The organism is Sphingomonas sp. BL-S-05 (assembly GCF_055521695.1).
The window spans coordinates 2187846-2210877 of record NZ_CM145499.1 but is presented as its reverse complement, the minus strand read 5'-3'; the positions used below and the strand labels follow the sequence as shown (position 1 = coordinate 2210877).

The window sequence follows — 23032 nt, the reverse complement described above, 5'->3', positions numbered from 1 at the left end:
GAGGGGGGCTTCGGCAAGCGCTGTGCTGCGTGGCGCTCCCCCTCCACCACCGCTTCGCGGCGGTCCCCCTCCCCGCAGGCGGGGAGGAGTTTCTCATGCTGATCCTCGGTCTCGATCCCGGCCTCGGCACCACCGGCTGGGGCATCATCCGCGCCGACGGCAACCGTCTGTCGCACATCGCCAACGGCCAGATCCGCACCGATCCGTCGATGCAGCTTCCGCGCCGCCTCGCACTGTTGTTCGGTGCGCTGGGGGAAGTGATCCGCACCGAACGCCCCGATGGCGCGGCGGTCGAGGAAGTGCTGGGCAACAGTAATGCGCAGTCGACGCTGAAGCTGGGGCAGGCGCGCGGCGTCGTGCTGCTGTCCGCCTCGACTGCTGGTCTCGCGATCGGCGAATATCATCCGAGCATCGTCAAGAAGGCGGTGGTCGGCACCGGCGGCGCGGACAAGAAGCAGATTCAGGCGATGGTCGGCCATTTGCTGCCCGGCGTGAAGCTGTCCGGTCCCGACGCGGCGGACGCGCTGGCGGTGGCGATCACTCATGCCCATCACCTCGCCAGTGCACAGGCGCGGGCGCGGCGGTCGACGGGGATCGGCGCGTGACCCTTGCCGCGACCGTATCCCCGCGCAGGCGGGGACCTAGAGCCACACAGAACCGGCGCCGATTGTCGCACTGGATCCCCGCCTGCGCGGGGATACGCCGTATCGAGAGAAGTCCCGCATGATCGCCCATCTCAAAGGCACGCTGTCCGTCTCCGGCATCGACCATGCGGTCATCGATGTGAACGGCGTCGGTTATCTGGTCGGCGCATCGTCGCGGACGTTGCAGGCGCTGGGGCCGGTCGGCGGCATCGTCACCATCCATACCGAGATGCTTGTCGCCGAGGACTTCATCCGACTGGTCGGCTTCGCCACGGCGGACGAGCGCGATTGGTTCCGCCTGCTGACCGGCGTACAGGGCGTCGGTGCGCGGGTGGCGCTCGGCATATTGTCGACGCTGTCGCCCGAGGAAGTCCGCACCGCGATCGCGCGCGGCGACAAGGCCAGCATCGCCCGCGCCAACGGCGTCGGCCCGAAGCTGGCACAGCGCATCGCAATGGAATTGAAGGACAAGGTCGGCGGCATTGCCATCGGTCCGGGTGCGATTGCCCCGGCGGCGGGCGGCGACGGGATCGAGGGGGATGCGGTGTCGGCGCTGCTCAACCTCGGCTTCCGGCCTGCCGAGGCGGCGACGGCGGTGGGCAAGGCGGCCGAGGAACTGGGGGCGGGAGCGAGCCTCGACGCCATGGTCAGGCTGGCATTGCGCAAGGCGTCGCGGTCTTAGATCCTCCCCGCTTTGCGGGGAGGGGGACCAGCCGCAGGCTGGTGGAGGGGGGAGCCACGTGCGATGCGTTTGCGGCTCTCCCCCTCCACCGCCGCTGCGCGGCGGTCCCCCTCCCCATGAATGGGGAGGATTTTGAAGTCGCTTTCTTCAACCCGCGCGAACAGCTAGGGAACAGTCGTGACCGACGACCGTATCACCACCCCGATCCGCCGCCCCGATGACGTCGACGCCGCGCTGCGACCCAAGGCGCTGGATGAGTTCGTCGGGCAGCAGGCAGCGCGCGAGAATCTGCGCGTGTTCATCGATGCCGCCCGCGGACGGGGCGATGTGCTCGACCATGTGCTGTTCTTCGGGCCGCCGGGTCTTGGCAAGACGACGCTGGCGCAGATCGTCGCGCGCGAAATGGGCGTCGGGTTCCGCGCCACCTCCGGCCCGGTCATCGCCAAGTCGGGCGACCTCGCGGCATTGCTGACCAACCTCGAGGACGGCGATGTCCTGTTCATCGACGAAATCCACCGTCTCAATCCGGCGGTCGAGGAAGTGCTGTATCCGGCGATGGAGGACCGCGCGCTCGACCTGATGATCGGGGAGGGGCCGTCGGCGCGCAGCGTCCGCATCGACCTGCCGCGCTTCACGCTGGTCGGCGCGACCACACGGCAGGGGCTGTTGACCACCCCTTTGCGCGACCGCTTCGGCATCCCGGTCCGCCTGCAATTCTACACCGTCGACGAACTGACCCGCGTCGTCACCCGCGCCGCCGGGCTGCTCGGCCTCGGCATTGCGAAGGACGGCGCGACCGAAGTCGCCCGGCGGGCACGCGGCACGCCGCGCATCGCCGGGCGGCTGCTGCGGCGCGTTCGTGACTTCGCCAATGTCGCCGGGGTCGAGGTCGTCGATGCCCGCACCGCCGATGCCGCGCTGAACCGGCTGGAGGTGGACGCCAAGGGGCTGGACGCGATGGACCGCCGCTATCTGACCATGATCGCCGACGTCTATCGCGGCGGGCCGGTCGGCGTCGAAACGCTTGCGGCGGGGCTCAGCGAACCGCGCGACACGATCGAGGAAGTGATCGAACCCTATCTGATCCAGATCGGCATGATCGCCCGCACCGCGCGGGGGCGCTGTCTGAACGCCGGCGGGTGGAAGCATCTCGGCTTCGAGCCGCCGGCCGGATCGCAGGACGGATTGTTCGACTGAGGAATGGCGATGAAGAACACTTTGCTGACGTCGGCGGCACTGGGGCTGATGACCGCACCCGTTGCCGCTGCCCGAACGCCCTTGACGATCGGCGTGACGATGACCGGTGACGCCGCGGCGCAGGTGACGATCGAAGGCGCGCAGTTCATGCTACCCGACGAACAGGAGCGGATGTCGACGGCGCTGAAGGCATTGCCCGACAAGAATCGTCCGGTCACGATCGCCGTTCTCGGTCGGGTCGGGGCGCCGTATCGGGTAATCGGCGGAATCATCTACTTGGCCCAATCGGCGGGCTTCACGCAGATCACGGTCCTGAACGAACCGCCTGCCGATTGACGGTACACGGCGGTCCGTCACCCCTTTCCCCGTCCGGCGGCAATGGTTAAAGCGGACAAATGACCGACCCCGACCAGCCGGCCGGCGGCCGCTTTGTCGGCGGCACGCATCGCTTTCCCGTCCGCATCTATTTCGAGGACACCGACCTGTCGGGCGTCGTCTATCATGCGAACTACCTGCGCTATTTCGAACGGGCGCGCAGCGACATGCTGCGAATCGCCGGCATCGACCAGCGCGAAGCGCACGAAGCGGGCGAGGGCGCCTATGCGGTCCGGTCGATGCAACTCGACTGGCGGGCGCCGGCACGACTGAACGACGCGCTGGTCGTGGTCAGCACCGTCGAGCGCGTCCGCGCGGCGGCGGTCGATATTCATCAGACAGTCATCCGCGACACGCTCTTACTGGCATCGGCTCGGGTCGAGGTCGCGTTCGTGGCCCCGAACGGCCGTCCGCGTCGTCAGCCGGCCGCTTGGGTCGACACCTTCCAGAGCCTGGTCGCAACCGAAAAAGAGGCATGATGGACGTACTCGTGAACACCGACGCCGCGACCATGTCGCCGGTCGCGCTCTTCCTCGCCGCCGACTGGGTGGTGAAGGCGGTGATGCTGGGCCTGCTTGCGGCAAGCATCTGGACCTGGGCGATCATCATCGGCTTCCTCGTCCGCGCGCGGAAGGTGCGCCGCGACATCGACCGGTTCGAAACCGATTTCGAACAGGCCGAGGATATCGATGCCTTTCATCGGTTGCAGGGGACACGCGACACCGCCATCGCCCGCGTCTTTTCGTCGGGGGTGCGCGAATGGCGTCGATCGACCGCGTCGAAGCAGATCGACCGCGACGGCACCCGCGAACGCCTCGCCACCGCGATGGCGTCGAGCGTCGCGGATGAAAGCGAGACGCTGGCCGACCGGTTGAACGTGCTGGCGACGGTCGGGTCGGTCGCGCCGTTCGTCGGACTGTTCGGCACGGTCTGGGGCATCATGCGGTCGTTCACCGCCATCGCTTCGGAACAGAATACGTCGCTCGCCGTCGTCGCGCCGGGCATTGCCGAGGCACTGTTCGCGACCGCGATCGGCCTGTTCGCCGCCATTCCCGCCGTCATCGCGTATAACCGCTTCAGCCACAGCGTGAACCGGATCGAGGCACGGCTGAACCGCTTCGCCGACGCCTTCCACGCCACCCTGTCGCGTCAGCTCGAAGGCGTCTGAGCGATGGGCATCAACCTGCCGTCCGCCAAGGGGAAGGGGCGCCGCGCACCGATGGCGGAGATCAACGTCACGCCGCTGGTCGACGTGATGCTGGTGCTGCTCATCATCTTCATGGTCACCGCGCCGTTGATGACCGCCGGCGTGCCGGTGAACTTGCCCGATAGTCGCGCGAAAGCCGTCGAACAGACGCAGCAGCCGGTGACGCTGTCGATCGACGCCGATGGCCGGACCTATATCGACGATGCCGAGGTGTCGGCCGACAATCTGCCCGGCGAACTCGAAAAGATCGCGGCGGCGGGGGCCGGGGCGACCGAGCCGCGCCAGGTGATGCTGCGCGCCGACCGCACGCTCGATTACGGGCGGGTCAACGGCGTGCTGGGCGAACTGAACCGCGCGGGTCTGAACCGGGTGTCGCTCATCAGCGTGGCGCAATAACGCGATGCAGAAGGCGGAGAAGATCGGGCTTGGCGTTGCGGTTGCGGGACATGCCGTCCTGTTCGGCCTGCTGTCGGTCGGCTTCCTCGCCACGCCGAACCCGGTGAAGTTGAAGAACGAGCCGATGGACGTCAGCTTCGCCGAAGACGTTGCCGCCGAACAGTCGTCGCCGCAGCAAACCGAGGCTCCTGCCGTCAGTCAGGCACCCGACACCGGTGCGCCGGAAGACGCCGCCCCGCCCGAGGCAGTCGAGGAGCCGACCCCGGAACCGGCCCCCGCGCCGCCTGCACCGGCGCCGCGTCCGCAACCGGCGCCTCGGCCCGAACCCAAGCCCGTGCCGAAGCCGGTCCCGGCTCCCAAACCCGTGCCAAAGCCGGTTCCGAAGCCCGCGCCGAAACCGGCCCCCACGCCCAAGCCCCAGCCCAAGCCCGCGCCGGCGAAGCAACCTGCCCGCCCGACGCCAGCACCGGCGCGGCCTGCGCCTGCTGCGAAAGCTCCGGCGAAACCGGCCCCCGCCAAGCCTGCGGCGACCAAGGGGCAGGGCACCAACGCCCAGGCCACCGCACCTCGTCCGCGTGGCGGACGTCTGGGCGACAATTTCCTGAAGGGCATCGCCGACACCCCCAAGCCGGGCAAGGCGGAGGCGCCGCGTGGCACGGCGGTATCGACGCAACAGGTCGCCGGCCTAGGTGCCGCGATTCGGCGGCAGGTACAGCCTTGCGCAAATCGGGTACCGAGCCCCGGTCCGGGCGCCAACCAGATCACCTCGAAGGTTGTGCTCAATATGCGCCCCGATGGTACGTTGGCCGCCAAGCCGACTATTCGGGGGCAGACGGGCGTCGATAGTGAAAACGAACGGTACGCGCAGCGTGTCGGCGAGATGGCAATCGCAGCGTTTATTCAGTGCGCTCCCTATGAGCTTCCAGACGAACTGTATGAGGGCGGCTGGAAAACGATCATCATCAACTACAAACTGCCCGGCTGACCGGAGGGGATTTATGCGGAAACTGACCCTGGCTCTTGGTGCGGCGCTCGCAAGCGTGCTGGCCGCGCCCGCCGCGTTCGCGCAGGTCGAGGTGGATATCGAGGGCGGCATCTCCGAACCGCTGCCGATCGCGGTGCCGGTGATGCCGACCCCGCAGGTTGCCTCGACCCCCGCTGGATCGACCGACGCGCTCGGCCGGCAACTGGCGGAGATCGTCGCGGGCGATCTGCGCAATTCGGGCCTGTTCAAGCCCGCCGGTCCGGCAGGGCTGCCCGCCGTCGCCATGGCGCAGGTCCAGTCCCCCGATTATGCCGTGTGGAGCGGCGCGCAGGCGCTGGTGCAGGGCTATGTCCGCGCGGAGGCGAACGGGACGCTGACCATTGGTTGCTATCTGTATGACACGTTCGGCCGTACCGAGCTGACGCGGCAGGGATTCAACGTGCCGCCCGCCGAATGGCGCCGTGCCGCCCACAAATGCGCCGATGCGGTCTATACCCGGCTGTCGGGCGAAGGGCCGTATTTCGACAGCCGCATCGTCTATGTCAGCGAGACCGGGCCGAAGGGCAAGCGGATCAAGCGGCTGGCGATCATGGATCAGGACGGGGCCAACCACCGCTTCCTGACCAACGGCCAGTCGATCGTACTGACGCCGCGTTTCGCGCCGAACCAGCAGTCGATCGTGTATATGAGCTACGTCAACGAACGGCCGGCGATCTACGTCCTCGACCTCGGCACCGGGCGGCAGCGGTTGCTGGTGCAGAATGCGTCGCTGACCTTCGCACCGCGCTTTTCGCCCGATGGCCGCTATGTGCTGTTCTCGATGGCACAGGCTGGCAACACCGATATCTACCGCGTGCCGGCAGGGGGCGGCAGCCCGCAGCGGCTGACCAACGCGCCCGGCATCGATACCGGCGGCAGCTATTCACCCGACGGGTCGAAGATCGTGTTCGAAAGCGACCGGTCGGGCACGCAGCAGCTCTATGTCATGAACGCCGACGGTTCGAACCAGCAGCGGATCAGCTTCGGCGGCGGACGCTATGCGACGCCGGTGTGGAGCCCGCGCGGCGACCTGATCGCCTTCACCCGGCAGGGCGGGGGATCGTTCCGCATCGGCATCATGTCGCCCTCGGGCGGCGGCGAGAAGTTGTTGAGCGATGCTTGGGGGGATGAGGGGCCGAGCTGGTCGCCTAATGGCCGCGTGCTGACCTTCTTCCGCAGTGCGCAGGGTTCGGGCAAGACGCAGATCTGGTCGGTCGACCTGACCGGATCGAATATTCGCCGCATTCCGACCGCGCTCGACGGGTCGGACCCGAGCTGGGGCCCGATCCGGCCCTGACGGTTTCACCAACGGGGGCAAATCCGTTACAGGGGCATTGTAGCGGGTGCGACACGACCAAGGGAGGTTTTGATGACCAAGTTTTCGACCACGCTGATCGTCGGCGCGGCATTGCTGGCGACCGCCGGCTGCGCCAAGAAGCGCCCCGAGGTGTTGCCGCCGGCACCGGGCCAGACGGTGGATCCGAACGCCGGCACCGGCGGGACCGGGACGGGCACCGGCACCACCGGCGTCGTGCCGGGATCGCGCGCCGATTTCCAGCAATCGGTGGCCAGCGACACGATCAATTTCGGGCTCGACCAATATGATATCGACGCATCGGCCCGCGCGGTGCTCGACAGCCAGGCACAGTGGTTGGCACGCTATCCCAATGTCCGCGTGACGATCGAGGGGCATTGCGACGAGCGCGGCACCCGCGAATACAACCTCGCGCTGGGCGACCGCCGCGCCAATGCGGCGGCCAGCTATCTGGCAACGCGTGGCATTTCGCCGTCGCGGATCACCACGATCAGCTATGGCAAGGAACGTCCGCTGGCGCTCGGCTCCGACGAAGGCGCCTGGGCGCAGAACCGGCGCGCGGTGACGGTCGTCCTGCAATAGGACGGACGGGCGGCGGTGCCGGCACCGCCGCCCCTCAGTCGAGTGGCCGGGCCGCCGACCATTTGCGCCGCTTCTTGACGAAGCGCGTCTCGTAACGGCGAATGACCGGATCGTCGGCCAGCATCGCATCGGCGAAGCGATTATATTCGGCCATGTCCGCGACCACGACCATCAGGGTCAGGTCGAAGGTCCCGGTGACCTCCAGGATCGCCTGTACCTGCGGCGTTGCGTCCAGCCGCCGCAGCAACGCATCGATATGCGGCAAGGCGTGGCGGTCGAGCTGGATGTCGACCAGCGCCGACAGAAAAGGTCCGACCCGATCGGACACGATCGAGACATCGGCGACGATCGTCCCGTCCTCCCGCATCCGCCGCACCCGGCGGGTGATCGCGGACGGTGAAAGGGCGACGTCGCGCGCCAGATCCTCGGCAGTGCGCAGTGCGTCGCGTTGCAGCCAATGCAGCAGTTCGCGATCATAGCGATCCAGATCGCGCATTCCCGTCCATATCCCCTGCGGCATTGCCGGTTTTCGGCGGTGGCCGCACGATGTTTGCCGAAATCGGGCAGGGGCGCCAAGCGATAACGCCGCTCGTCACCGGGAGGGAATATGCATCGCTGGATCGTCGCTCTGTCATTGTCGCTCACCATGCCGGGCATTGTCGTCGCGCAGGCGCCGGCCGACGACCCCGCCGCGGTCGTTGCCGCCACCCGCACGGCGATCGCCGAACGCTATGTCCTGCCCGATACGGCTGCGAAGCTGAGCGCGGCGCTCGCCGCGCCGGAGCGGTATCGCGGCCTGTCGGGAGACGCGCTGGCAGAGCGGATCAATGCCGATCTGCGTACGGTCACCGCCGACAAGCATCTGGGCATACGCTACGACCCGAAAATGGCGGCGATGCTGGGCAGTCAGCCGCTGCCCGACGACGACGCCGCCATGCCCCCGGCCCTGGCGCGGATGATCGCGCGGCAGAATGGCGGGGTGCGGGCGATGGAGGTGCTGCCGGGCAATGTCCGCATGATCGCCTATGACGGGTTCGCCTGGGGCACGCCGGAGGCCGAGGCGGCGATCGTCGGCGCGATGCAGTTTTTGCGGGGTGGCGACGCGTACATCATCGATCTCCGCCGCAACGGCGGCGGATCGCCGGGCGCGGTCGCGGCACTGGCCAGCTATTTCGTGGCCGAGGGCACGCCGCTGATGCGCTTCGAGATGCGCGGTCGGCCGGGCGAGGCGACCACTGCGCCCCGGGCGCCGTTCAGCCTGGCGGGCAAACCGCTCTATGTCCTGACCAGCGGCAATACCGCATCGGCGGCGGAAGAATTCGCGACCCATGTATCGGCGCTGGGCTTCGGCACGCTGGTCGGCGAACGCACCGCCGGGGCGGGGTTTCGCAACGACCTGCTGCCGGTCGGCAAGAACTATGTGCTCAGCGTGTCGAGCGGCCGGGCGATCAGCCTGAAGACCGGCAGGGACTGGGAAGCGGTCGGCGTTACCCCGGCGATTGCGGTGTCGTCCGACCGTGCGCTGCCGGCCGCGCAGGCGGCGGCGATGGCCCGGATCGCAACGACGGCCACGGCCGATGAAAAGCGCGAGGCGGAGCGGCTGGCCGTCTTCTACCGCGCACTGGCGACCGGGGTGAAATCGGGGCGGGCGTTGGGGGAGTATGCGGGAGTCTATGGCGACCGGAAACTTGTTGTCGCTGGCGAACACCTGATGTCCAGCCGGGGATCGCGGCCGGCATCCGTACTGGTTCCGGTCGGGGGGAACGTCATGGCGCCCGAAGGCGATCCGCTGTCGCGCTTCCGTTTCGTCGAACAGGGCGGGCGGATCGTCGCGCTGGAAGTGGAGCGGGTCGACGGATCGATCGAGCGCGCCGCGCGCAACGACAGGCAATAAGCGCGGTCCGCCGCCGCACAAACGAAAACCGCCCCGCAGATCGTTCTGCGGGGCGGTGTCGTCTTCAGGCTTCCGCCGTGGTCTTGCCGCGCTTGCGCGGCTTCTTCGGCGCCGCCGGGGTCATCTCGAAGGACAGGCTATTGTCCTTGAGCTTCACATTGACCTCGCCGCCATGGACCAGCTTGCCGAACAACAGTTCCTCGGCCAGCGGCTGCTTGATCTTGTCCTGGATCAGGCGGCCCATCGGACGCGCGCCGTACAGCTTGTCATAGCCCTTTTCGGTCAGCCACGTCTTTGCCGGCTCGTCGAGGCGGATATGGACGCCGCGATCGGCCAGCTGCAGTTCGAGCTGGAGGATGAACTTGTCCACCACCCGCGCGACGACTTCCGGCGGAAGATAGCCGAACGGGACGATCGCATCGAGGCGGTTGCGGAATTCAGGGGTGAAGAGCTTCTTCACCGCTTCCTCCTGCACGTCCTCGCGGTCGATCTGGCCGAAGCCGATCAATTCCTTGGCCATGTCCGACGCGCCCGCATTGGTCGTCATGATGAGAATGACGTTGCGGAAATCGACGGTCTTGCCGTGGTGGTCGGTCAGCTTGCCGTTATCCATCACCTGCAACAGGATGTTGAACAGGTCCGGATGCGCCTTCTCGATCTCGTCGAGCAGCAGGACGCAGTGCGGCTGCTGGTCGATCGCATCGGTCAGCAATCCGCCCTGATCATAACCGACATAGCCCGGCGGGGCACCGATCAGCCGGCTGACCGAATGGCGCTCCATATATTCGGACATGTCGAAGCGCTGGAGCGGAATGCCCATGATCTCCGACAACTGCCGCGCGACCTCGGTCTTGCCGACGCCGGTCGGGCCGGTGAACAGATAGTTGCCGATCGGCTTGTCGGGATCGCGCAGGCCCGCGCGCGACAGCTTGATCGCCGAGGACAGCGCCTTGATCGCGTCGTCCTGCCCGAACACCACCCGCTTCAGATCGAGTTCGAGATTGGCGAGCACACGCGTATCGTCGGTCGACACCGTCTTCGGCGGGATGCGTGCCATCGTCGCGATGACCTGTTCGATCTCCTTGGCGGTGATCGTCTTCTTCCGCTTGGGCGCAGGCACCAGCATCTGCATCGCACCGACTTCGTCGATCACGTCGATCGCCTTGTCCGGCAGCTTGCGGTCGTTGATGTAGCGCGCCGACAATTCCACCGCCGACTTGATCGAATCGGGGGTGTATTTGACCTTGTGATGCTCCTCGAACGCGCTGCGCAGGCCGGTGAGGATCTTGATCGTATCCTCGACGGTCGGCTCGTTCACGTCGATCTTCTGGAACCGGCGCAGCAGCGCGCGATCCTTTTCGAAGTGATTGCGGAACTCCTTGTAGGTCGTCGAGCCGATGCAGCGGATCTGCCCGCCCGACAGCGCGGGCTTGAGCAGGTTCGACGCGTCCATCGCCCCGCCGCTGGTCGCGCCGGCGCCGATGACGGTATGGATTTCGTCGATGAACAGCACCGCGTGCGGCAGCTTTTCCAGCTCGGTCACGACCTGCTTCAGCCGTTCCTCGAAATCGCCGCGATAGCGGGTGCCGGCAAGCAGCGCGCCCATGTCGAGCGAATAGATGACCGCGGGCAGCAGCACCTCGGGCACGTCGCCCTCGACGATCTTGCGCGCCAGCCCTTCGGCGATCGCGGTCTTGCCGACGCCCGGATCACCGACATAGAGCGGGTTGTTCTTCGAGCGGCGGCACAGGATCTGCACCGTGCGGTCGACCTCGGCCGACCGTCCGATCAGCGGATCGACCTTGCCGGTCTTCGCCTTCTCGTTGAGATCGACGCAGAACTGCTTGAGCGCGCTTTCGCCCTTGCCCTTTTCGGCGGGCTTCGGCGTTTCCTTTTCCTCGGCACCCTTGGGCGTCGGGGTTTCGGTGGCGGTCGATCCGCCCTTGCCGACGCCGTGGCTGATGAAGCTGACGGCGTCGAGCCGGCTCATATCCTGCTGCTGCAGGAAATAGACGGCATAGGTCTCGCGCTCGCTGAACATCGCGACCAGGACATTGGCGCCGGTCACCTCGTCGCGGCCCGACGACTGGACGTGCAGGATCGCGCGCTGCACGACGCGCTGGAAGCTGCTGGTCGGCGACGGATCGGTCGCGGCGTCCAGTTTGAAGGTGTCGAGTTCGGTGTCGAGATAATGGGCGACGGTCGTCCGCAGTTCGTCGAGTTCGACGCCGCAGCCGGTCATCACCTTCGCCGCGTCCGGATCGTCGGTCAGCGCGAAGAGGAGATGTTCGAGCGTGGCATATTCATGCCGGCGCGAGGATGCGGCCTCGAGCGCCTTGTGCAGCGTGGATTCCAATGCGGATGCGAAGGATGGCATTCAATTCACTCCGGTCGGCCGGCGAGAACGCGCCGGCCCTGCGTCCCGGTTGCCCGGGTCTTCCACCATGTCGGTATGCCGCCGCCCGGCATCAAGCGGGGGGCGGAACATCTCATGACCGGAACAGCGCATCGGCGCTGGCCCGGTGGCTGCGCGCGGCATCGATTCGCGCACGGCATCGCGCGATTTCGCCTTCCAGCGCGGCGATTCGCGCGGTCAGCTCCTCTTGTGACAACGGGTCGAGATCCTCGCGCAACAGCATGGCGAGCAGGTTGCCACGAACATGGTTAACATTTTCGTCGGGTTCCATTGCATGCAGCGTTGACCCTGTGGCCGACGATGTCAATAACGCCGCCGTGCAGGGGAAATACTATATGGACGTACCAGCGGCGATGCGTGCGATCGATCCGGCCGAACCCGGCGGCCCGGAGGTCCTGACGATCGTCGAGCGTCCGACGCCGCAACCGGCGCCGGGCGAGGTGCTGATCCGTGTCGCCGCCGCCGGGGTCAACCGGCCCGACGTCCTGCAACGTACCGGCGGCTATCCGCCACCGCCCGGTGCATCCTCGATCCCCGGACTGGAGATTGCCGGCGAGGTCGTGGCGCTGGGCGAGGGGGTCGAGCCGCATTGGCTGGGCCAGCCGGTCTGCGCGCTGCTGGCGGGTGGCGGCTATGCCGAATATGCCGCGGTTCCGGCCGGCCAGTGCCTGCCCGTCCCCGAAACGCTGTCCATGGTCGAGGCGGCGGCGCTGCCCGAGACGCTGTTCACCGTGTGGACAAATTTGTTCGAACGCGGCTATGCGGCGGAGGGGGACATTGTGCTGATCCATGGCGGCACCAGCGGCATCGGTACGATGGCGATCCTTCTGGGCCGCGTCTTCGGCCTCGACGTGATCGTCACCGTCGGCAGCGATGCGAAGGCGCGCGCGGCGCTCGATCTGGGCGCGGCACATGCGATCAACTACCGCACCGAGGATTTCGTCGAACGGGTCGCCGAGATCACCGGCGGCAAGGGCGTCAGCGTGGTGCTCGACATGGTCGGCGGCGACTACGTCCCCCGCAACATCAAATGTCTGGCCGAAGATGGCCGTCATGTGTCGATCGCGGTGCAGGGCGGGGCGAGCGCCACCGTGCCGCTCTGGGATATCATGCGCCGCCGCCTGACGCTGACCGGATCGACGCTGCGTGCGCGCGATGCGGCGTTCAAGGAAATGGTCGCCGACGAATTGTCGCGCACCGTATGGCCGCATGTCGAGGCGGGGCGGTTGCGCCCGGTGATCGACAAGACCTTTCCGCTCGACCGCGCCGACGAGGCGCATCGCCGGATGGAGGCGGGCGACCATGTCGGCAAGATCGTGCTGACCATCGCCGACGCGGCCTGAACCGCCGCAAACCGCCAAATCCCGCGACCGCTTGCCCTTTGCGGCGAGCGGTACTAAGTCCGTACCCAACGTGGCCGCCCGGTTTGGGCGGCCCTTTCTATTTCGGAGACCCGTCGTGGCCCAGCCGCTGATGCCGCACGCGACCGCTTCCTGGCTGGTCGACAACACCGCCTTGTCCTTTCCGCAGATCGCCGATTTCTGCGGCCTGCATGTTCTCGAGGTGCAGGCGATCGCCGACGATACCGCCGCGACCAAGCTGACCGGCCGCGATCCGGTGCGTGCGCACGAACTGACGATGGAAGAGATCGAGAAGGGGCAGAAGAACCCCGATTACCGCCTGGTCATGATGAAGGGCCCGGAACAGGTCCGCCGGACCAAGGGGCCGCGCTATACCCCGGTCAGCAAGCGGCAGGACAAGCCGGACGGCATCGCGTGGATCATCCGCAACCATCCGGAAATCAGCGACGGCGCGATCGGCAAGCTGATCGGCACCACCCGCACGACCATAGCCGCGATCCGCGACCGTACCCATTGGAACATCGGCAACATCGTGCCGAAGGACCCGGTCACGCTGGGTCTCTGCTCGCAGCGCGAACTCGACGCGCTGGTCGGCAAGGCGGCGAAGGCCGCCGGAATCGAGGCGCCGACCGATACCCGGCTGGAGGGCGATCGCGAGGCGCTGATCGAACAGTTGCGCAACGAACGGACCCAGGCGGCGCGCGACGCCGAACTGGCCGAGCGCGGCGAACTGCCGGAATCGTCGACCTCGTTCTTCGATCCGTTCAAGCGCTGAGCCGCACCCGAACGGTCCGTACGGTCCGGTCGCTCGCATCGAGCGGTCGGGCCGTTTGCGTATCGGGGTCAATCGGTTAGGCTGCTACCGTCCACCGGGAGTGAGCAGCCATGTCCGACCTTCGTGCCCGCGCGATCGCGCTCTACGACGCCTTTACCCACGACCATCGCGACCGGCGCGCCTTCATGGCGGAGATGGTGGCGCTGGCCGGATCGGCCGCCGCTGCCGAAGCGCTGATCGCGGGGATCGCCGCCTCGCCGGCCGCCGCGCAACAGATCGCACCCGCCGACCCCCGGCTCGACACCGCCAAACGCAGCGGCACCGAAGCGGGCAAGCCGGCTACCGCCTATTTCGCTGCGCCCAAGGGCATGCAGCAGCCATTGCCGGTCGTGCTGGTCATCCACGAAAATCGCGGGCTGAACGCGCATATCGAGGATGTCGCGCGCCGTGTGGCACTGGCGGGCTTCCGCGCGATCGCACCCGATTTCCTTGCGCCGCAGGGCGGTACGCCTGCCGATGAGGATCGTGCCCGCGAACTGATCGGCACGATCGACTATGACCTCGCGCTGGCGCAGGCGAAGTCGTTCCTCGCTAAGGCACGGGGCGAGCGCGGCGGTGCGCATAGCGGCGCGGTGGGGTTCTGCTGGGGCGGCGCGTTCGTCAACCGGCTGGCGGTGGCCGATCCGGCGCTGACCGCCGGGGTCAGCTATTATGGTCCGGCGCCTGATCCGGCCGAGGCGACCAAGGTCCGTGCCGCGCTGCTGCTGCAACTCGCCGAGAAGGATGCGCGGGTGAATGCGACCGCGCTGCCATGGGGGGAGGCGCTGCGCAAGGCGGGCAAGGACGCGACGACTTACGTCTATCCGGGTGTCGATCACGCCTTCAACAACGATACCTCGGCCATGCGGTACGATGCCGCCGCGGCGAAGCTGGCATGGGAGCGGACGACCGCCTTCCTCCATCGCGAACTTGACGCGAAGCGCGGCTAGGTTCCATCTTTGTTCCCGGCGAATCGTAGGGGAGATGCACCATGGCCGGACTGACGCTGTACACCAACCCGATGTCGCGCGGACGGATTGCGCGCTGGATGCTGGAGGAAGTCGGCGCCGATTATGACGTCGGAATGCTCGGCTATGGCGGGACGATGAAGGCCGACGCCTATCTGGCGATCAATCCGATGGGGAAGGTGCCGGCGATCGTCCATGACGGTCGCATCGTCACCGAATGCGCCGCGATCTGCGCCTATCTCGCCGACGCCTTTCCCGACGCCGGCCTCGCGCCGGCGGCCGACGAGCGCGCCGATTATCATCGCTGGATGTTCTTCGCCGCCGGGCCGCTCGAACAGGCGATCACCAACCGCTCGCTGGGCGTGACGCCGACCGACGATCAGCAGCGCATGGTCGGCTATGGCGATTACGACCGCGTCGTGTCGGTGCTCGAAGCCGCGGTCTCGGCGCATCCCTATATCGCGGGCGATCGCTTCACGGCGGCCGATGTCTATGTCGGATCGCATGTGATGTGGGGCACGCAGTTCGGAACGCTGCCGAAGCTCGACGGCTTCATGGCCTATATCGGACGGCTGGCCGATCGACCGGCGCATGTGCGGGCGAGCGAACTGGACGATGCGGCGATGGCGGAGATGCAGGCGGCCTGAACCGTCCTGCCGGGTCGGACCACCGCTACCGCTTGATGTCGATCAGCCACGGCTTCGGTCCGCCGGTCGGTTTCGGCGTCCCGTCCAGCCGCCTTGCGCGCACGATGCGGACCGGGTCGAGGATCATCTGCCCCTTCATCGCGTCCGACCCGCCGCCGGTCGGCTTGGCGAGGATGCGCTTGACCGTCGCCATGCCGCCGACCACCCGGCCGAACGCGGCATAGCCGGGAAAGTCGCCCTTGGCGTCCATGCTCGGCATCGCGCCGACCAGCAGCACGAAATTGCCGCCCGCCGAATTGGGCTCGGGCCGCCGCGCCATCGAGATCGCGCCGTCGACATGGCGGACGCCGGTCTTGTCGGTGCGCTCGTGCGGGAAGGGGGGCAGGATGCGCCGCGCATCAGTGCGGATGCCGCCCTGCACGAAGCCGAGCGACGGTTCGGCCTTGCGTCGCGCCGACCGGTAGAAGACCGTACCGTCGAACCGCCCGTCATCGACATAGGCGAGGAAGTTCTTCGAAGTCGCGGGCGCACGCTTCACGTCGAGCGCGACGATGATCGGTCCGGCCGAGGTGTCGAACCGGACCCGGACATAGCCGGGCGTGGCACGGGTGGCGGACTGGGCGGATGCCGGCGCGGCAAAGGCCAGCAGCAACAGGGCAAGCAGGATACGCATCGCCGCTTCCTATCGTCCGACGCCGTGCGGCGAAAGCGCCTCAGCCGGCGTGGAGCGCTGCATATTCGGCAAGCAGTGGCCCGAACGCCTCGTTCGGCGGAAAGCCAGGATAGCGGTGCGGCGCGGGCGTGCTGGCCCAGGGTAGCGCCTGGTCGGTGCAGGTTTCGACGAACGGCACGAAGGGTGCTGGATCGTCGAGCGCGCCGACGCGGGCATTGGTAAAACCCGGATCGGGATCGAACCGCGTGAACAGCCAGCTTTTGCAATGGTCGCAATGATGATGGCGGATCTGCTCGCCATGCAGGCTGCCGATCACCGTCTCTCCCGCCGTCAGCGTCAGTGCCCCGCTCGGCACCGCGACATTGGAGGAGAAGGCGCTGCCACTCATCTGCTGGCACCCGCGGCAATGGCACGCCATCGTCATCATCGGCTGCGCATCGATGCGGAAGCGGACCTGTCCGCAGCGGCAGCCGCCTTCGATCGGCAGGGCAGGGGGGGGCATCGTCTTGCTTCGGGTTGGATGGCTCCGCCCGCTGTACGCCGCGCGCCCGCTCGGGTAAATCGATCGCGCAGCATTGGGGGTGGCGATGATGATGACGCGGGCGATCCTGTGGCCGACCTTTGCGCTGGTCGCGCTGATCTTCGTCGTCAGTATCGCCCTGCTCCGTGCCCGGATCGGGCATATGCGCCGCCAGCCACCGACCGCGCGCGACTTTGCCGATGCGGAGGCGAGCCGTGCCTATTTTCGCTCGGTCGAACGGCCCGCGGCAAATCTGGCCAATCTGTTCGAACTGCCGGTCCTGTATTTCGCACTGGTGCCCCTGCTGCTGATGACCGGGCTGGCGGGGTTGGCGCAGGTCGTGCTGGCGTGGAGCTATGTCGCGCTGCGGGCCGGGCACAGTATCGCGCACATCGCCGGGCGGGTGCGGTTGCGATTCGCGTTGTTCCTCGGTTCTACCGGCATTCTGGCGGCGATGTGGATCGGCTTTGCGATCGATATCGGCTTCTCCGCGCGCTGACGGACCCAGGCGGAACGGGCGGGGGACTGTGACGTTGACCGGAAAATCTTTCCCGGAGACTGCCATGATGCGCTTCGCCGCCGCTGCCGCTCTTCCCGTCCTCGCGCTGCTCGGCGCCTGCGGGGGACAGGAGATCACGACGACCAACGACGCGAACGTCGTGTCGAACGACGTCTATGCCAATGCCGCCTTCCGCAACGATGGCGAGGCGGGCAACGAGATGATCGCGATCAACCCGATGGAGACCGAGGCCAATTCGGTGACGACCGCCGGGGACGCGATGATGGGCAATACCCCCGACGCGATGAACGCGACGATGGGCAACACCGCCAACTGATTCCCCGGCACCGGCCGGACCGGCGGGCGGCGCGGGGCATTTCCCGCGCCGCCCGTTTGCATGTCGGTCCCATTGACCGGACCCGGCAGCATCTGTATAGGCCGCGCGTCCCGCTGGGTCGGCGTCGTAGCCGTCACTGGCCTGCATGTGGGTTCAAAGAGCTGAACATTGCTGGAGACATCGGCCCCGAGGGTTTCTCGCCCGCGTGGCCTTTGCGCATTTCTGACAGGAACGGCTCCGGCAAAGTAACCGCAAGATAAGGTGAAGGGCTTCATGCCGACGATCAACCAGCTGGTCCGCAAGGGCCGCGAACCGCAGAAGGCCAAGTCGAAGGTCCCTGCGATGGACCAGAACCCGCAGAAGCGCGGTGTCTGCACCCGCGTCTACACGACGACCCCGAAGAAGCCGAACTCGGCGCTGCGCAAGGTGGCCAAGGTCCGCCTGACCAACAGCCGCGAAGTCATCAGCTACATTCCGGGTGAAGGCCACAACCTCCAGGAGCACTCGGTCGTGCTCATCCGCGGCGGTCGTGTGCGCGATCTTCCCGGCGTTCGCTACCACGTCCTGCGCGGCGTGCTCGATACGCAGGGTGTCAAGGATCGCCGCCAGTCGCGTTCGAAGTACGGCGCCAAGCGTCCGAAGTGATTTCGCGCCGCGCATGACCTGCGCGGCCTGAAGTCCACCTACCCCCAGTAAGCCCCGGACGGGTTCCGGAACCGGCTGAAGATTGAAGGAATATCTGATGGCTCGTCGTCGTCGTCCCGAAAAGCGGGAAATCCTGCCTGATCCCGTATACGGGGATGAGGTTCTGACCAAGTTCATGAATTCGGTGATGCTGGACGGCAAGAAGTCCGTCGCCGAAGGCATCGTCTATTCGGCATTCGAAACCGTCGAGAGCCGCGCGAAGCGCGATCCGCTGGGCGTGTTCCACGATGCGCTGAACAATGTGAAGCCGAACATCGAAGTGCGTTCGCGCCGCGTCGGCGGTGCGACCTACCAGGTCCCGGTCGAAGTCCGCTTCGAACGTGCCCAGGCGCTGGCGATCCGCTGGCTGATCGCTTCGGCCCGCAACCGCAGCGAGAACACCATGTCGGCCCGCCTGTCGGGCGAGCTGATGGACGCTGCCAACAACCGCGGCAACGCGGTGAAGAAGCGCGAAGACACGCACCGCATGGCGGAAGCGAACCGCGCCTTCTCGCACTACCGCTGGTAACGTCAGGCGGTGGCTTTTCACCGCTGACGCAACCGACTATATCGTGGGGAGCGGGCGTCATGCCTCGCTCCCCACATTGCTAAGGAAGCACGATCATGGCCCGCAGCCATCCGCTCGAACGGTATCGCAACATCGGCATCATGGCGCACATCGACGCCGGCAAGACGACCACCACCGAGCGTATTCTTTACTACACCGGCAAGTCCTACAAGATCGGCGAAGTGCACGAAGGCACCGCCACCATGGACTGGATGGAGCAGGAGCAGGAACGCGGCATCACCATCACCTCGGCGGCAACCACCTGCAAGTGGCGCGCCGAAGAGGGCAAGGGTGAAGAGCATCTGATCAACATCATCGACACGCCGGGCCACGTCGACTTCACCATCGAAGTCGAGCGTTCGCTGCGCGTGCTCGACGGTGCGGTCGCCTGTTTCGACGGCGTCGCCGGCGTGGAGCCGCAGTCGGAAACCGTGTGGCGTCAGGCCGACAAGTACGGCGTGCCGCGCATGTGCTTCGTCAACAAGCTCGACCGCACCGGCGCCGATTTCTATTTCTGCGTCGACTCGATCATCGAACGCCTCGGCGCGCGTCCGGCGGTCCTGTATCTCCCGATCGGTATCGAAGGCGGCTTCAAGGGCCTGGTCGACCTGGTCGAGAACCGCGCGATCATCTGGCTCGAAGAGTCGCTGGGCGCGAAGTTCGAATATCAGGACATTCCGGAAGACCTGAAGGAAAAGGCCGCGAAGTATCGCAGCGACCTGATCGAAATGGCCGTCGAGCAGGACGACGACCTGATGGAAGCCTATCTCGAAGGCAATGAACCGTCGGTCGCCGATCTGAAGAAGCTGATCCGCAAGGGGACGCTGGCGATGAACTTCGTGCCGATCGTCTGCGGTTCGGCGTTCAAGAACAAGGGCGTGCAGCCGCTGCTCGACGCGGTCGTCGACTATCTGCCTTCGCCGCTGGACATTCCGGACGTGCAGGGCGTGAAGCTCGACGGCGAGACCCCGGATTCGCGTCCGGCGTCGGACACCGCGCCGCTGTCGCTGCTGGCGTTCAAGATCATGAACGACCCGTTCGTCGGCTCGCTGACCTTCGCCCGCATCTATTCGGGGACGCTGACCAAGGGCAGCTACCTGAACTCGGTGAAGGACAAGAAGGAAAAGATCGGCCGTATGCTCCTCATGCACGCGAACTCGCGTGAGGACATCGACGAAGCGCGTGCGGGCGACATCGTCGCCATCGCGGGTCTGAAGGAAACGACGACCGGCGACACGCTGTGCGATCCGGCGAACCCGATCATCCTCGAGCGGATGGAGTTCCCGGAACCCGTCATCGAGCTGTCGGTGGAACCGAAGACCAAGGCCGACCAGGAAAAGATGGGCATCGCGCTCAACCGCCTGGCTGCCGAGGATCCCTCGTTCCGCGTGTCGACCGACCATGAATCGGGCCAGACGATCATCAAGGGCATGGGTGAACTTCACCTTGAAATCCTCGTCGATCGCATGAAGCGCGAGTTCAAGGTGGAAGCGAATGTCGGTGCGCCGCAGGTGGCGTATCGCGAATATCTCGCCAAGCCGGTCGAGCTGACCTACACCCACAAGAAGCAGTCGGGTGGTTCGGGCCAGTTCGGTGAAGTCAAGGTCAAGGTCGTCCCCGGCGAGCGTGGCTCGGGCTACCAGTTCTTCGACGAGATCAAGGGCGGCAACATCCCGCGCGAATATATCCCGTCGGTGGAAAAGGGCATGCGCGAGACGGCGCAGACCGGTTCGCTGATCGGCTTCCCGATCATCGACTTCGAAGTGCACCTGATCGACGGCAAGTACCATGACGTCGACTCGTCGGCGCTGGCGTTCGAAATCTGCGCCCGTGGCGCGATGCGCGAAGCGGCCCAGAAGGCCGGCATCAAGCTGCTCGAGCCGATCATGAAGGTCGAGGTCGTGACCCCGGAAGACTATCTGGGCGACGTCATCGGCGACATGAACAGCCGTCGTGGCCAGATCCAGGGCACCGACAGCCGCGGCAACGCGCAGACCGTCGAAGCGATGGTCCCGCTCGCCAACATGTTCGGCTATGTGAACCAGCTCCGCTCGTTCACCCAGGGCCGCGCGCAATACTCGATGCAGTTCTCGCACTATGACGAAGTGCCGCAGAACGTTGCGGATGAGGTCAAGGCGAAGATGGCCTGAGGCGCACGGAGCTAGGGCGACTTAGCTCCGAGACGCCGAAAGGCCGGCCGGCGGGGCGGTCGCAGGACCGCCCCATCCGACGACGAATTTACTTCGTCGTCCGCTCCCCGGTTCGGGGGCTGGCATTACGAAACAACACCCGCTAAAGGGCCGCGTTCGCGTGGCCCCGGCGGCACCGAATTCGAATCAGAAGGTAGGAAAATGGCTAAGGCAAAATTCGAGCGGAACAAGCCGCACCTCAACATCGGCACCATCGGTCACGTCGACCACGGCAAGACCTCGCTGACCGCCGCGATCACGAAGGTGCTGGCGGACACGATGGGCGGCGTCGCCGTCGATTTCGCCAACATCGACAAGGCCCCGGAAGAGCGCGAGCGCGGCATCACCATCTCGACCGCGCACGTCGAGTATGAGACCGCCAACCGCCACTATGCGCACGTCGATTGCCCCGGCCACGCCGACTATGTGAAGAACATGATCACCGGCGCGGCGCAGATGGACGGCGCGATCCTGGTCGTGTCGGCCACCGACGGCCCGATGCCGCAGACCAAGGAGCACATCCTGCTCGCCAAGCAGGTCGGCGTTCCCACCATGGTCGTCTTCCTGAACAAGGTCGACCTGGTCGACGACGAGGAAATCCTCGAACTCGTCGAAATGGAAATCCGCGAAGAACTGTCGAAGCGTGAATTCGACGGCGACAACATTCCGATCATCCGTGGTTCGGCCACCTGCGCCCTGTCGGGTTCGGACGCCAAGCTGGGCCAGGAAGCGATCCTGGAACTGATGAAGGCGGTCGACGAGTCGATCCCGCAGCCGGAGCGTCCGCTGGACAAGCCGTTCATGATGCCGATCGAAGACGTGTTCTCGATCTCGGGTCGCGGTACCGTGGTCACCGGTCGCGTCGAAACCGGCGTCGTGAAGGTCGGCGAAGAAGTCGAAATCGTCGGCATCCACGAATCGGTCCGCAAGACCGTCGTCACCGGCGTCGAAATGTTCCGCAAGCTGCTCGACCAGGGCCAGGCCGGCGACAACATCGGCGCGCTGATCCGCGGCGTTGCCCGTGACGAAGTGGAGCGTGGTCAGGTTCTGGCGAAGCCGGGTTCGATCACGCCGCACACCGACTTCCAGTCGTCGGTGTACGTGCTGTCGAAGGACGAAGGTGGCCGTCACACGCCGTTCTTCGCCAACTATCGTCCGCAGTTCTACTTCCGCACGACCGACGTGACCGGCACCATCGAACTGCCGGAAGGCACCGAAATGGTCATGCCGGGCGACGAAGTCGCGCTGGGCGTGAAGCTGATCGCACCGATCGCCATGGACGTCGGCCAGCGCTTCACCATCCGTGAAGGCGGTCGTACCGTCGGCGCAGGGGTTGTCAGCGGCATCGACAAGTAATATAGCGACTCGAACAGGCGGCCGCCCCGGCAACGGGGGCGGCCGTTTGCTATTTAATGAGGGCACCTCGCTTGTAGCTGGGGTATCCACTAAGCCATTCGTTGTTAATCAAGAGCCGTCCCAACGGCCCGCTCTTTCGCATCGGTAGGACCATGGACAACAATATCCGTATTCGCCTGAAGGCGTTCGACCATCGCGTGCTCGACCAGGCGGCCGGCGACATCGCCGACACCGCGCGTCGCACCGGCGCCCTGATCCGTGGACCCATTCCGCTGCCCACGCACATCGACAAGTTCACGGTCAACCGCGGCCCGCACATCGACAAGAAGTCGCGCGAGCAGTTCGAGACCCGCACCTACAAGCGTCTGCTCGACATCGTGCAGCCGACCCCCCAGACCGTCGACGCGCTCATGAAGCTCGACCTCGCGGCAGGGGTGGACGTAGAGATCAAGCTGGCGTAATAGCCGGCTTCCGCGACGTAGGGTGATTCCGCCCTGCGTCGCGCTTTCGCTTCCCGCCGGTCCGTTCTGGACAGCGGCGGTAGAGGCCGGGAAAGCAACCACAGGGATACCGAACGGCACCACGCTCTTGGGCAAGGTGCCGTTGTCCGCGTCCCCGCTATCGTCGATGCAGCCCTTCGGTGGGGGAATATCGGCGATGTCTGGCCCTGGCGGGGGCGTGCAG

At 66.3% G+C, this 23032-nt stretch carries 27 protein-coding genes; 22 read left to right on the top strand and 5 right to left on the bottom strand.

Annotated features, from left to right (window positions below; all coding sequences use genetic code 11):
- The first annotated feature begins 95 nt into the window (after nucleotides 1-95).
- From ruvC to pal, 10 genes are all read left to right on the top strand, one after another.
- Complete coding sequence (ruvC, locus tag ACZ1JS_RS10420) at nucleotides 96-605, top strand: crossover junction endodeoxyribonuclease RuvC (RefSeq protein ID WP_465165998.1); 510 nt, start codon at nucleotides 96-98, stop codon at nucleotides 603-605.
- A 118-nt stretch (nucleotides 606-723) separates the two neighbouring features.
- Nucleotides 724-1326, top strand: coding sequence for a Holliday junction branch migration protein RuvA (ruvA, locus tag ACZ1JS_RS10415; RefSeq protein ID WP_465165997.1), 603 nt, complete (start codon nucleotides 724-726; stop codon nucleotides 1324-1326).
- Nucleotides 1327-1503: 177 nt separating this feature from the next.
- Nucleotides 1504-2523: a Holliday junction branch migration DNA helicase RuvB gene (gene ruvB / locus ACZ1JS_RS10410; RefSeq protein ID WP_465165996.1), complete on the top strand. Its 1020-nt coding sequence runs from the start codon at nucleotides 1504-1506 to the stop codon at nucleotides 2521-2523.
- 9 nt (nucleotides 2524-2532) lie between these two features.
- Complete coding sequence (locus ACZ1JS_RS10405) at nucleotides 2533-2859, top strand: hypothetical protein (RefSeq protein ID WP_465165995.1); 327 nt, start codon at nucleotides 2533-2535, stop codon at nucleotides 2857-2859.
- Nucleotides 2860-2918: 59 nt separating this feature from the next.
- Nucleotides 2919-3377: a tol-pal system-associated acyl-CoA thioesterase gene (gene ybgC / locus ACZ1JS_RS10400; RefSeq protein ID WP_345876513.1), complete on the top strand. Its 459-nt coding sequence runs from the start codon at nucleotides 2919-2921 to the stop codon at nucleotides 3375-3377.
- Complete coding sequence (gene tolQ, locus ACZ1JS_RS10395) at nucleotides 3377-4066, top strand: protein TolQ (protein ID WP_431311895.1); 690 nt, start codon at nucleotides 3377-3379, stop codon at nucleotides 4064-4066. Before ybgC ends, tolQ begins: the two co-directional genes overlap by 1 nt.
- A gap of 3 nt (nucleotides 4067-4069) precedes the next feature.
- Nucleotides 4070-4501 (top strand): protein TolR, encoded by a 432-nt coding sequence (gene tolR, locus ACZ1JS_RS10390; RefSeq protein ID WP_242116003.1) that lies wholly within the window; start codon nucleotides 4070-4072, stop codon nucleotides 4499-4501.
- Between the two features lie 4 nt (nucleotides 4502-4505).
- The gene (locus tag ACZ1JS_RS10385) at nucleotides 4506-5486 is read left to right on the top strand and encodes a cell envelope biogenesis protein TolA (protein ID WP_465165994.1); all 981 of its coding nucleotides are present in this window, start codon (nucleotides 4506-4508) and stop codon (nucleotides 5484-5486) included.
- Between the two features lie 13 nt (nucleotides 5487-5499).
- Nucleotides 5500-6822: a Tol-Pal system beta propeller repeat protein TolB gene (gene tolB, locus ACZ1JS_RS10380; RefSeq protein ID WP_465165993.1), complete on the top strand. Its 1323-nt coding sequence runs from the start codon at nucleotides 5500-5502 to the stop codon at nucleotides 6820-6822.
- Between the two features lie 72 nt (nucleotides 6823-6894).
- Complete coding sequence (gene pal / locus ACZ1JS_RS10375) at nucleotides 6895-7422, top strand: peptidoglycan-associated lipoprotein Pal (RefSeq protein WP_056456290.1); 528 nt, start codon at nucleotides 6895-6897, stop codon at nucleotides 7420-7422.
- A gap of 34 nt (nucleotides 7423-7456) precedes the next feature.
- Here pal and ACZ1JS_RS10370 read toward each other — a convergent pair whose 3' ends face one another.
- Nucleotides 7457-7918 carry an Lrp/AsnC family transcriptional regulator gene (locus ACZ1JS_RS10370; protein WP_465165992.1) on the bottom strand — a complete coding sequence of 154 codons (462 nt, stop codon included), beginning with the start codon at nucleotides 7916-7918 and terminating at the stop codon, nucleotides 7457-7459.
- A gap of 111 nt (nucleotides 7919-8029) precedes the next feature.
- Between ACZ1JS_RS10370 and ACZ1JS_RS10365 the strand changes: the two genes are divergently transcribed.
- A complete protein-coding gene (locus tag ACZ1JS_RS10365; RefSeq protein WP_465165991.1) occupies nucleotides 8030-9316 on the top strand; it encodes a S41 family peptidase in 1287 nt (428 codons plus the stop codon).
- Between the two features lie 64 nt (nucleotides 9317-9380).
- Here ACZ1JS_RS10365 and clpA read toward each other — a convergent pair whose 3' ends face one another.
- Nucleotides 9381-11693, bottom strand: coding sequence for an ATP-dependent Clp protease ATP-binding subunit ClpA (gene clpA, locus ACZ1JS_RS10360; protein WP_465165990.1), 2313 nt, complete (start codon nucleotides 11691-11693; stop codon nucleotides 9381-9383).
- A 112-nt stretch (nucleotides 11694-11805) separates the two neighbouring features.
- Complete coding sequence (locus ACZ1JS_RS10355; protein ID WP_242116009.1) at nucleotides 11806-12003, bottom strand: DUF1192 domain-containing protein; 198 nt, start codon at nucleotides 12001-12003, stop codon at nucleotides 11806-11808.
- An 82-nt stretch (nucleotides 12004-12085) separates the two neighbouring features.
- On the opposite strand from ACZ1JS_RS10355, the gene ACZ1JS_RS10350 reads away from it, so the two are divergent.
- The 4 genes from ACZ1JS_RS10350 to ACZ1JS_RS10335 all read left to right on the top strand — a co-directional run bounded on the left by ACZ1JS_RS10350 (nucleotide 12086) and on the right by ACZ1JS_RS10335 (nucleotide 15522).
- Nucleotides 12086-13075 carry an NAD(P)H-quinone oxidoreductase gene (locus ACZ1JS_RS10350; RefSeq protein ID WP_465168673.1) on the top strand — a complete coding sequence of 330 codons (990 nt, stop codon included), beginning with the start codon at nucleotides 12086-12088 and terminating at the stop codon, nucleotides 13073-13075.
- A gap of 130 nt (nucleotides 13076-13205) precedes the next feature.
- Entirely contained in the window at nucleotides 13206-13868 is a 663-nt protein-coding gene (locus ACZ1JS_RS10345) for a DUF1013 domain-containing protein (protein ID WP_242116443.1), read from the top strand.
- 110 nt (nucleotides 13869-13978) lie between these two features.
- Nucleotides 13979-14857, top strand: coding sequence for a dienelactone hydrolase family protein (locus ACZ1JS_RS10340; protein ID WP_465165989.1), 879 nt, complete (start codon nucleotides 13979-13981; stop codon nucleotides 14855-14857).
- A 41-nt stretch (nucleotides 14858-14898) separates the two neighbouring features.
- Nucleotides 14899-15522 carry a glutathione S-transferase family protein gene (locus tag ACZ1JS_RS10335; RefSeq protein WP_465165988.1) on the top strand — a complete coding sequence of 208 codons (624 nt, stop codon included), beginning with the start codon at nucleotides 14899-14901 and terminating at the stop codon, nucleotides 15520-15522.
- Between the two features lie 25 nt (nucleotides 15523-15547).
- On the opposite strand, the gene ACZ1JS_RS10330 is transcribed toward ACZ1JS_RS10335, so the two are convergent.
- Nucleotides 15548-16195, bottom strand: coding sequence for a peptidylprolyl isomerase (locus ACZ1JS_RS10330; protein WP_465165987.1), 648 nt, complete (start codon nucleotides 16193-16195; stop codon nucleotides 15548-15550).
- Nucleotides 16196-16235: 40 nt separating this feature from the next.
- A complete protein-coding gene (locus ACZ1JS_RS10325) occupies nucleotides 16236-16697 on the bottom strand; it encodes a GFA family protein (protein ID WP_465165986.1) in 462 nt (153 codons plus the stop codon).
- A gap of 79 nt (nucleotides 16698-16776) precedes the next feature.
- On the opposite strand from ACZ1JS_RS10325, the gene ACZ1JS_RS10320 reads away from it, so the two are divergent.
- From ACZ1JS_RS10320 to rpsJ, 7 genes are all read left to right on the top strand, one after another.
- Complete coding sequence (locus tag ACZ1JS_RS10320) at nucleotides 16777-17214, top strand: MAPEG family protein (RefSeq protein WP_465168672.1); 438 nt, start codon at nucleotides 16777-16779, stop codon at nucleotides 17212-17214.
- Nucleotides 17215-17278: 64 nt separating this feature from the next.
- Nucleotides 17279-17551, top strand: coding sequence for a hypothetical protein (locus ACZ1JS_RS10315; RefSeq protein ID WP_465165985.1), 273 nt, complete (start codon nucleotides 17279-17281; stop codon nucleotides 17549-17551).
- A 273-nt stretch (nucleotides 17552-17824) separates the two neighbouring features.
- Nucleotides 17825-18196 (top strand): 30S ribosomal protein S12, encoded by a 372-nt coding sequence (gene rpsL, locus ACZ1JS_RS10310; protein WP_066689749.1) that lies wholly within the window; start codon nucleotides 17825-17827, stop codon nucleotides 18194-18196.
- 97 nt (nucleotides 18197-18293) lie between these two features.
- Nucleotides 18294-18764 carry a 30S ribosomal protein S7 gene (gene rpsG / locus ACZ1JS_RS10305; RefSeq protein WP_055763657.1) on the top strand — a complete coding sequence of 157 codons (471 nt, stop codon included), beginning with the start codon at nucleotides 18294-18296 and terminating at the stop codon, nucleotides 18762-18764.
- Nucleotides 18765-18859: 95 nt separating this feature from the next.
- A complete protein-coding gene (gene fusA / locus ACZ1JS_RS10300; protein ID WP_465165984.1) occupies nucleotides 18860-20953 on the top strand; it encodes an elongation factor G in 2094 nt (697 codons plus the stop codon).
- A 201-nt stretch (nucleotides 20954-21154) separates the two neighbouring features.
- Nucleotides 21155-22348, top strand: coding sequence for an elongation factor Tu (gene tuf, locus ACZ1JS_RS10295; protein ID WP_242116017.1), 1194 nt, complete (start codon nucleotides 21155-21157; stop codon nucleotides 22346-22348).
- A gap of 152 nt (nucleotides 22349-22500) precedes the next feature.
- Nucleotides 22501-22809, top strand: coding sequence for a 30S ribosomal protein S10 (rpsJ, locus tag ACZ1JS_RS10290; RefSeq protein ID WP_033921125.1), 309 nt, complete (start codon nucleotides 22501-22503; stop codon nucleotides 22807-22809).
- The last annotated feature ends 223 nt before the right edge of the window (nucleotides 22810-23032 follow it).

Coding starts and splice junctions, on each gene's coding strand:
- ACZ1JS_RS10365 (WP_465165991.1), top strand. CDS start 8,030: ATGCATCGCTGGATCGTCGCTCTGTCATTGTCGCTCACCATGCCGGGC.
- ACZ1JS_RS10385 (WP_465165994.1), top strand. CDS start 4,506: ATGCAGAAGGCGGAGAAGATCGGGCTTGGCGTTGCGGTTGCGGGACAT.
- ACZ1JS_RS10335 (WP_465165988.1), top strand. CDS start 14,899: ATGGCCGGACTGACGCTGTACACCAACCCGATGTCGCGCGGACGGATT.
- rpsL (WP_066689749.1), top strand. CDS start 17,825: ATGCCGACGATCAACCAGCTGGTCCGCAAGGGCCGCGAACCGCAGAAG.
- ACZ1JS_RS10405 (WP_465165995.1), top strand. CDS start 2,533: ATGAAGAACACTTTGCTGACGTCGGCGGCACTGGGGCTGATGACCGCA.
- ruvC (WP_465165998.1), top strand. CDS start 96: ATGCTGATCCTCGGTCTCGATCCCGGCCTCGGCACCACCGGCTGGGGC.
- ACZ1JS_RS10340 (WP_465165989.1), top strand. CDS start 13,979: ATGTCCGACCTTCGTGCCCGCGCGATCGCGCTCTACGACGCCTTTACC.
- tuf (WP_242116017.1), top strand. CDS start 21,155: ATGGCTAAGGCAAAATTCGAGCGGAACAAGCCGCACCTCAACATCGGC.
- tolB (WP_465165993.1), top strand. CDS start 5,500: ATGCGGAAACTGACCCTGGCTCTTGGTGCGGCGCTCGCAAGCGTGCTG.
- clpA (WP_465165990.1), bottom strand. CDS start 11,693: ATGCCATCCTTCGCATCCGCATTGGAATCCACGCTGCACAAGGCGCTC.
- ruvA (WP_465165997.1), top strand. CDS start 724: ATGATCGCCCATCTCAAAGGCACGCTGTCCGTCTCCGGCATCGACCAT.
- ACZ1JS_RS10325 (WP_465165986.1), bottom strand. CDS start 16,697: ATGCCCCCCCCTGCCCTGCCGATCGAAGGCGGCTGCCGCTGCGGACAG.
- ACZ1JS_RS10315 (WP_465165985.1), top strand. CDS start 17,279: ATGATGCGCTTCGCCGCCGCTGCCGCTCTTCCCGTCCTCGCGCTGCTC.
- ACZ1JS_RS10370 (WP_465165992.1), bottom strand. CDS start 7,918: ATGCGCGATCTGGATCGCTATGATCGCGAACTGCTGCATTGGCTGCAA.
- tolR (WP_242116003.1), top strand. CDS start 4,070: ATGGGCATCAACCTGCCGTCCGCCAAGGGGAAGGGGCGCCGCGCACCG.
- ybgC (WP_345876513.1), top strand. CDS start 2,919: ATGACCGACCCCGACCAGCCGGCCGGCGGCCGCTTTGTCGGCGGCACG.
- fusA (WP_465165984.1), top strand. CDS start 18,860: ATGGCCCGCAGCCATCCGCTCGAACGGTATCGCAACATCGGCATCATG.
- rpsJ (WP_033921125.1), top strand. CDS start 22,501: ATGGACAACAATATCCGTATTCGCCTGAAGGCGTTCGACCATCGCGTG.
- pal (WP_056456290.1), top strand. CDS start 6,895: ATGACCAAGTTTTCGACCACGCTGATCGTCGGCGCGGCATTGCTGGCG.
- ACZ1JS_RS10330 (WP_465165987.1), bottom strand. CDS start 16,195: ATGCGTATCCTGCTTGCCCTGTTGCTGCTGGCCTTTGCCGCGCCGGCA.
- rpsG (WP_055763657.1), top strand. CDS start 18,294: ATGGCTCGTCGTCGTCGTCCCGAAAAGCGGGAAATCCTGCCTGATCCC.
- ACZ1JS_RS10345 (WP_242116443.1), top strand. CDS start 13,206: ATGCCGCACGCGACCGCTTCCTGGCTGGTCGACAACACCGCCTTGTCC.
- ACZ1JS_RS10350 (WP_465168673.1), top strand. CDS start 12,086: ATGCGTGCGATCGATCCGGCCGAACCCGGCGGCCCGGAGGTCCTGACG.
- ACZ1JS_RS10355 (WP_242116009.1), bottom strand. CDS start 12,003: ATGGAACCCGACGAAAATGTTAACCATGTTCGTGGCAACCTGCTCGCC.
- tolQ (WP_431311895.1), top strand. CDS start 3,377: ATGGACGTACTCGTGAACACCGACGCCGCGACCATGTCGCCGGTCGCG.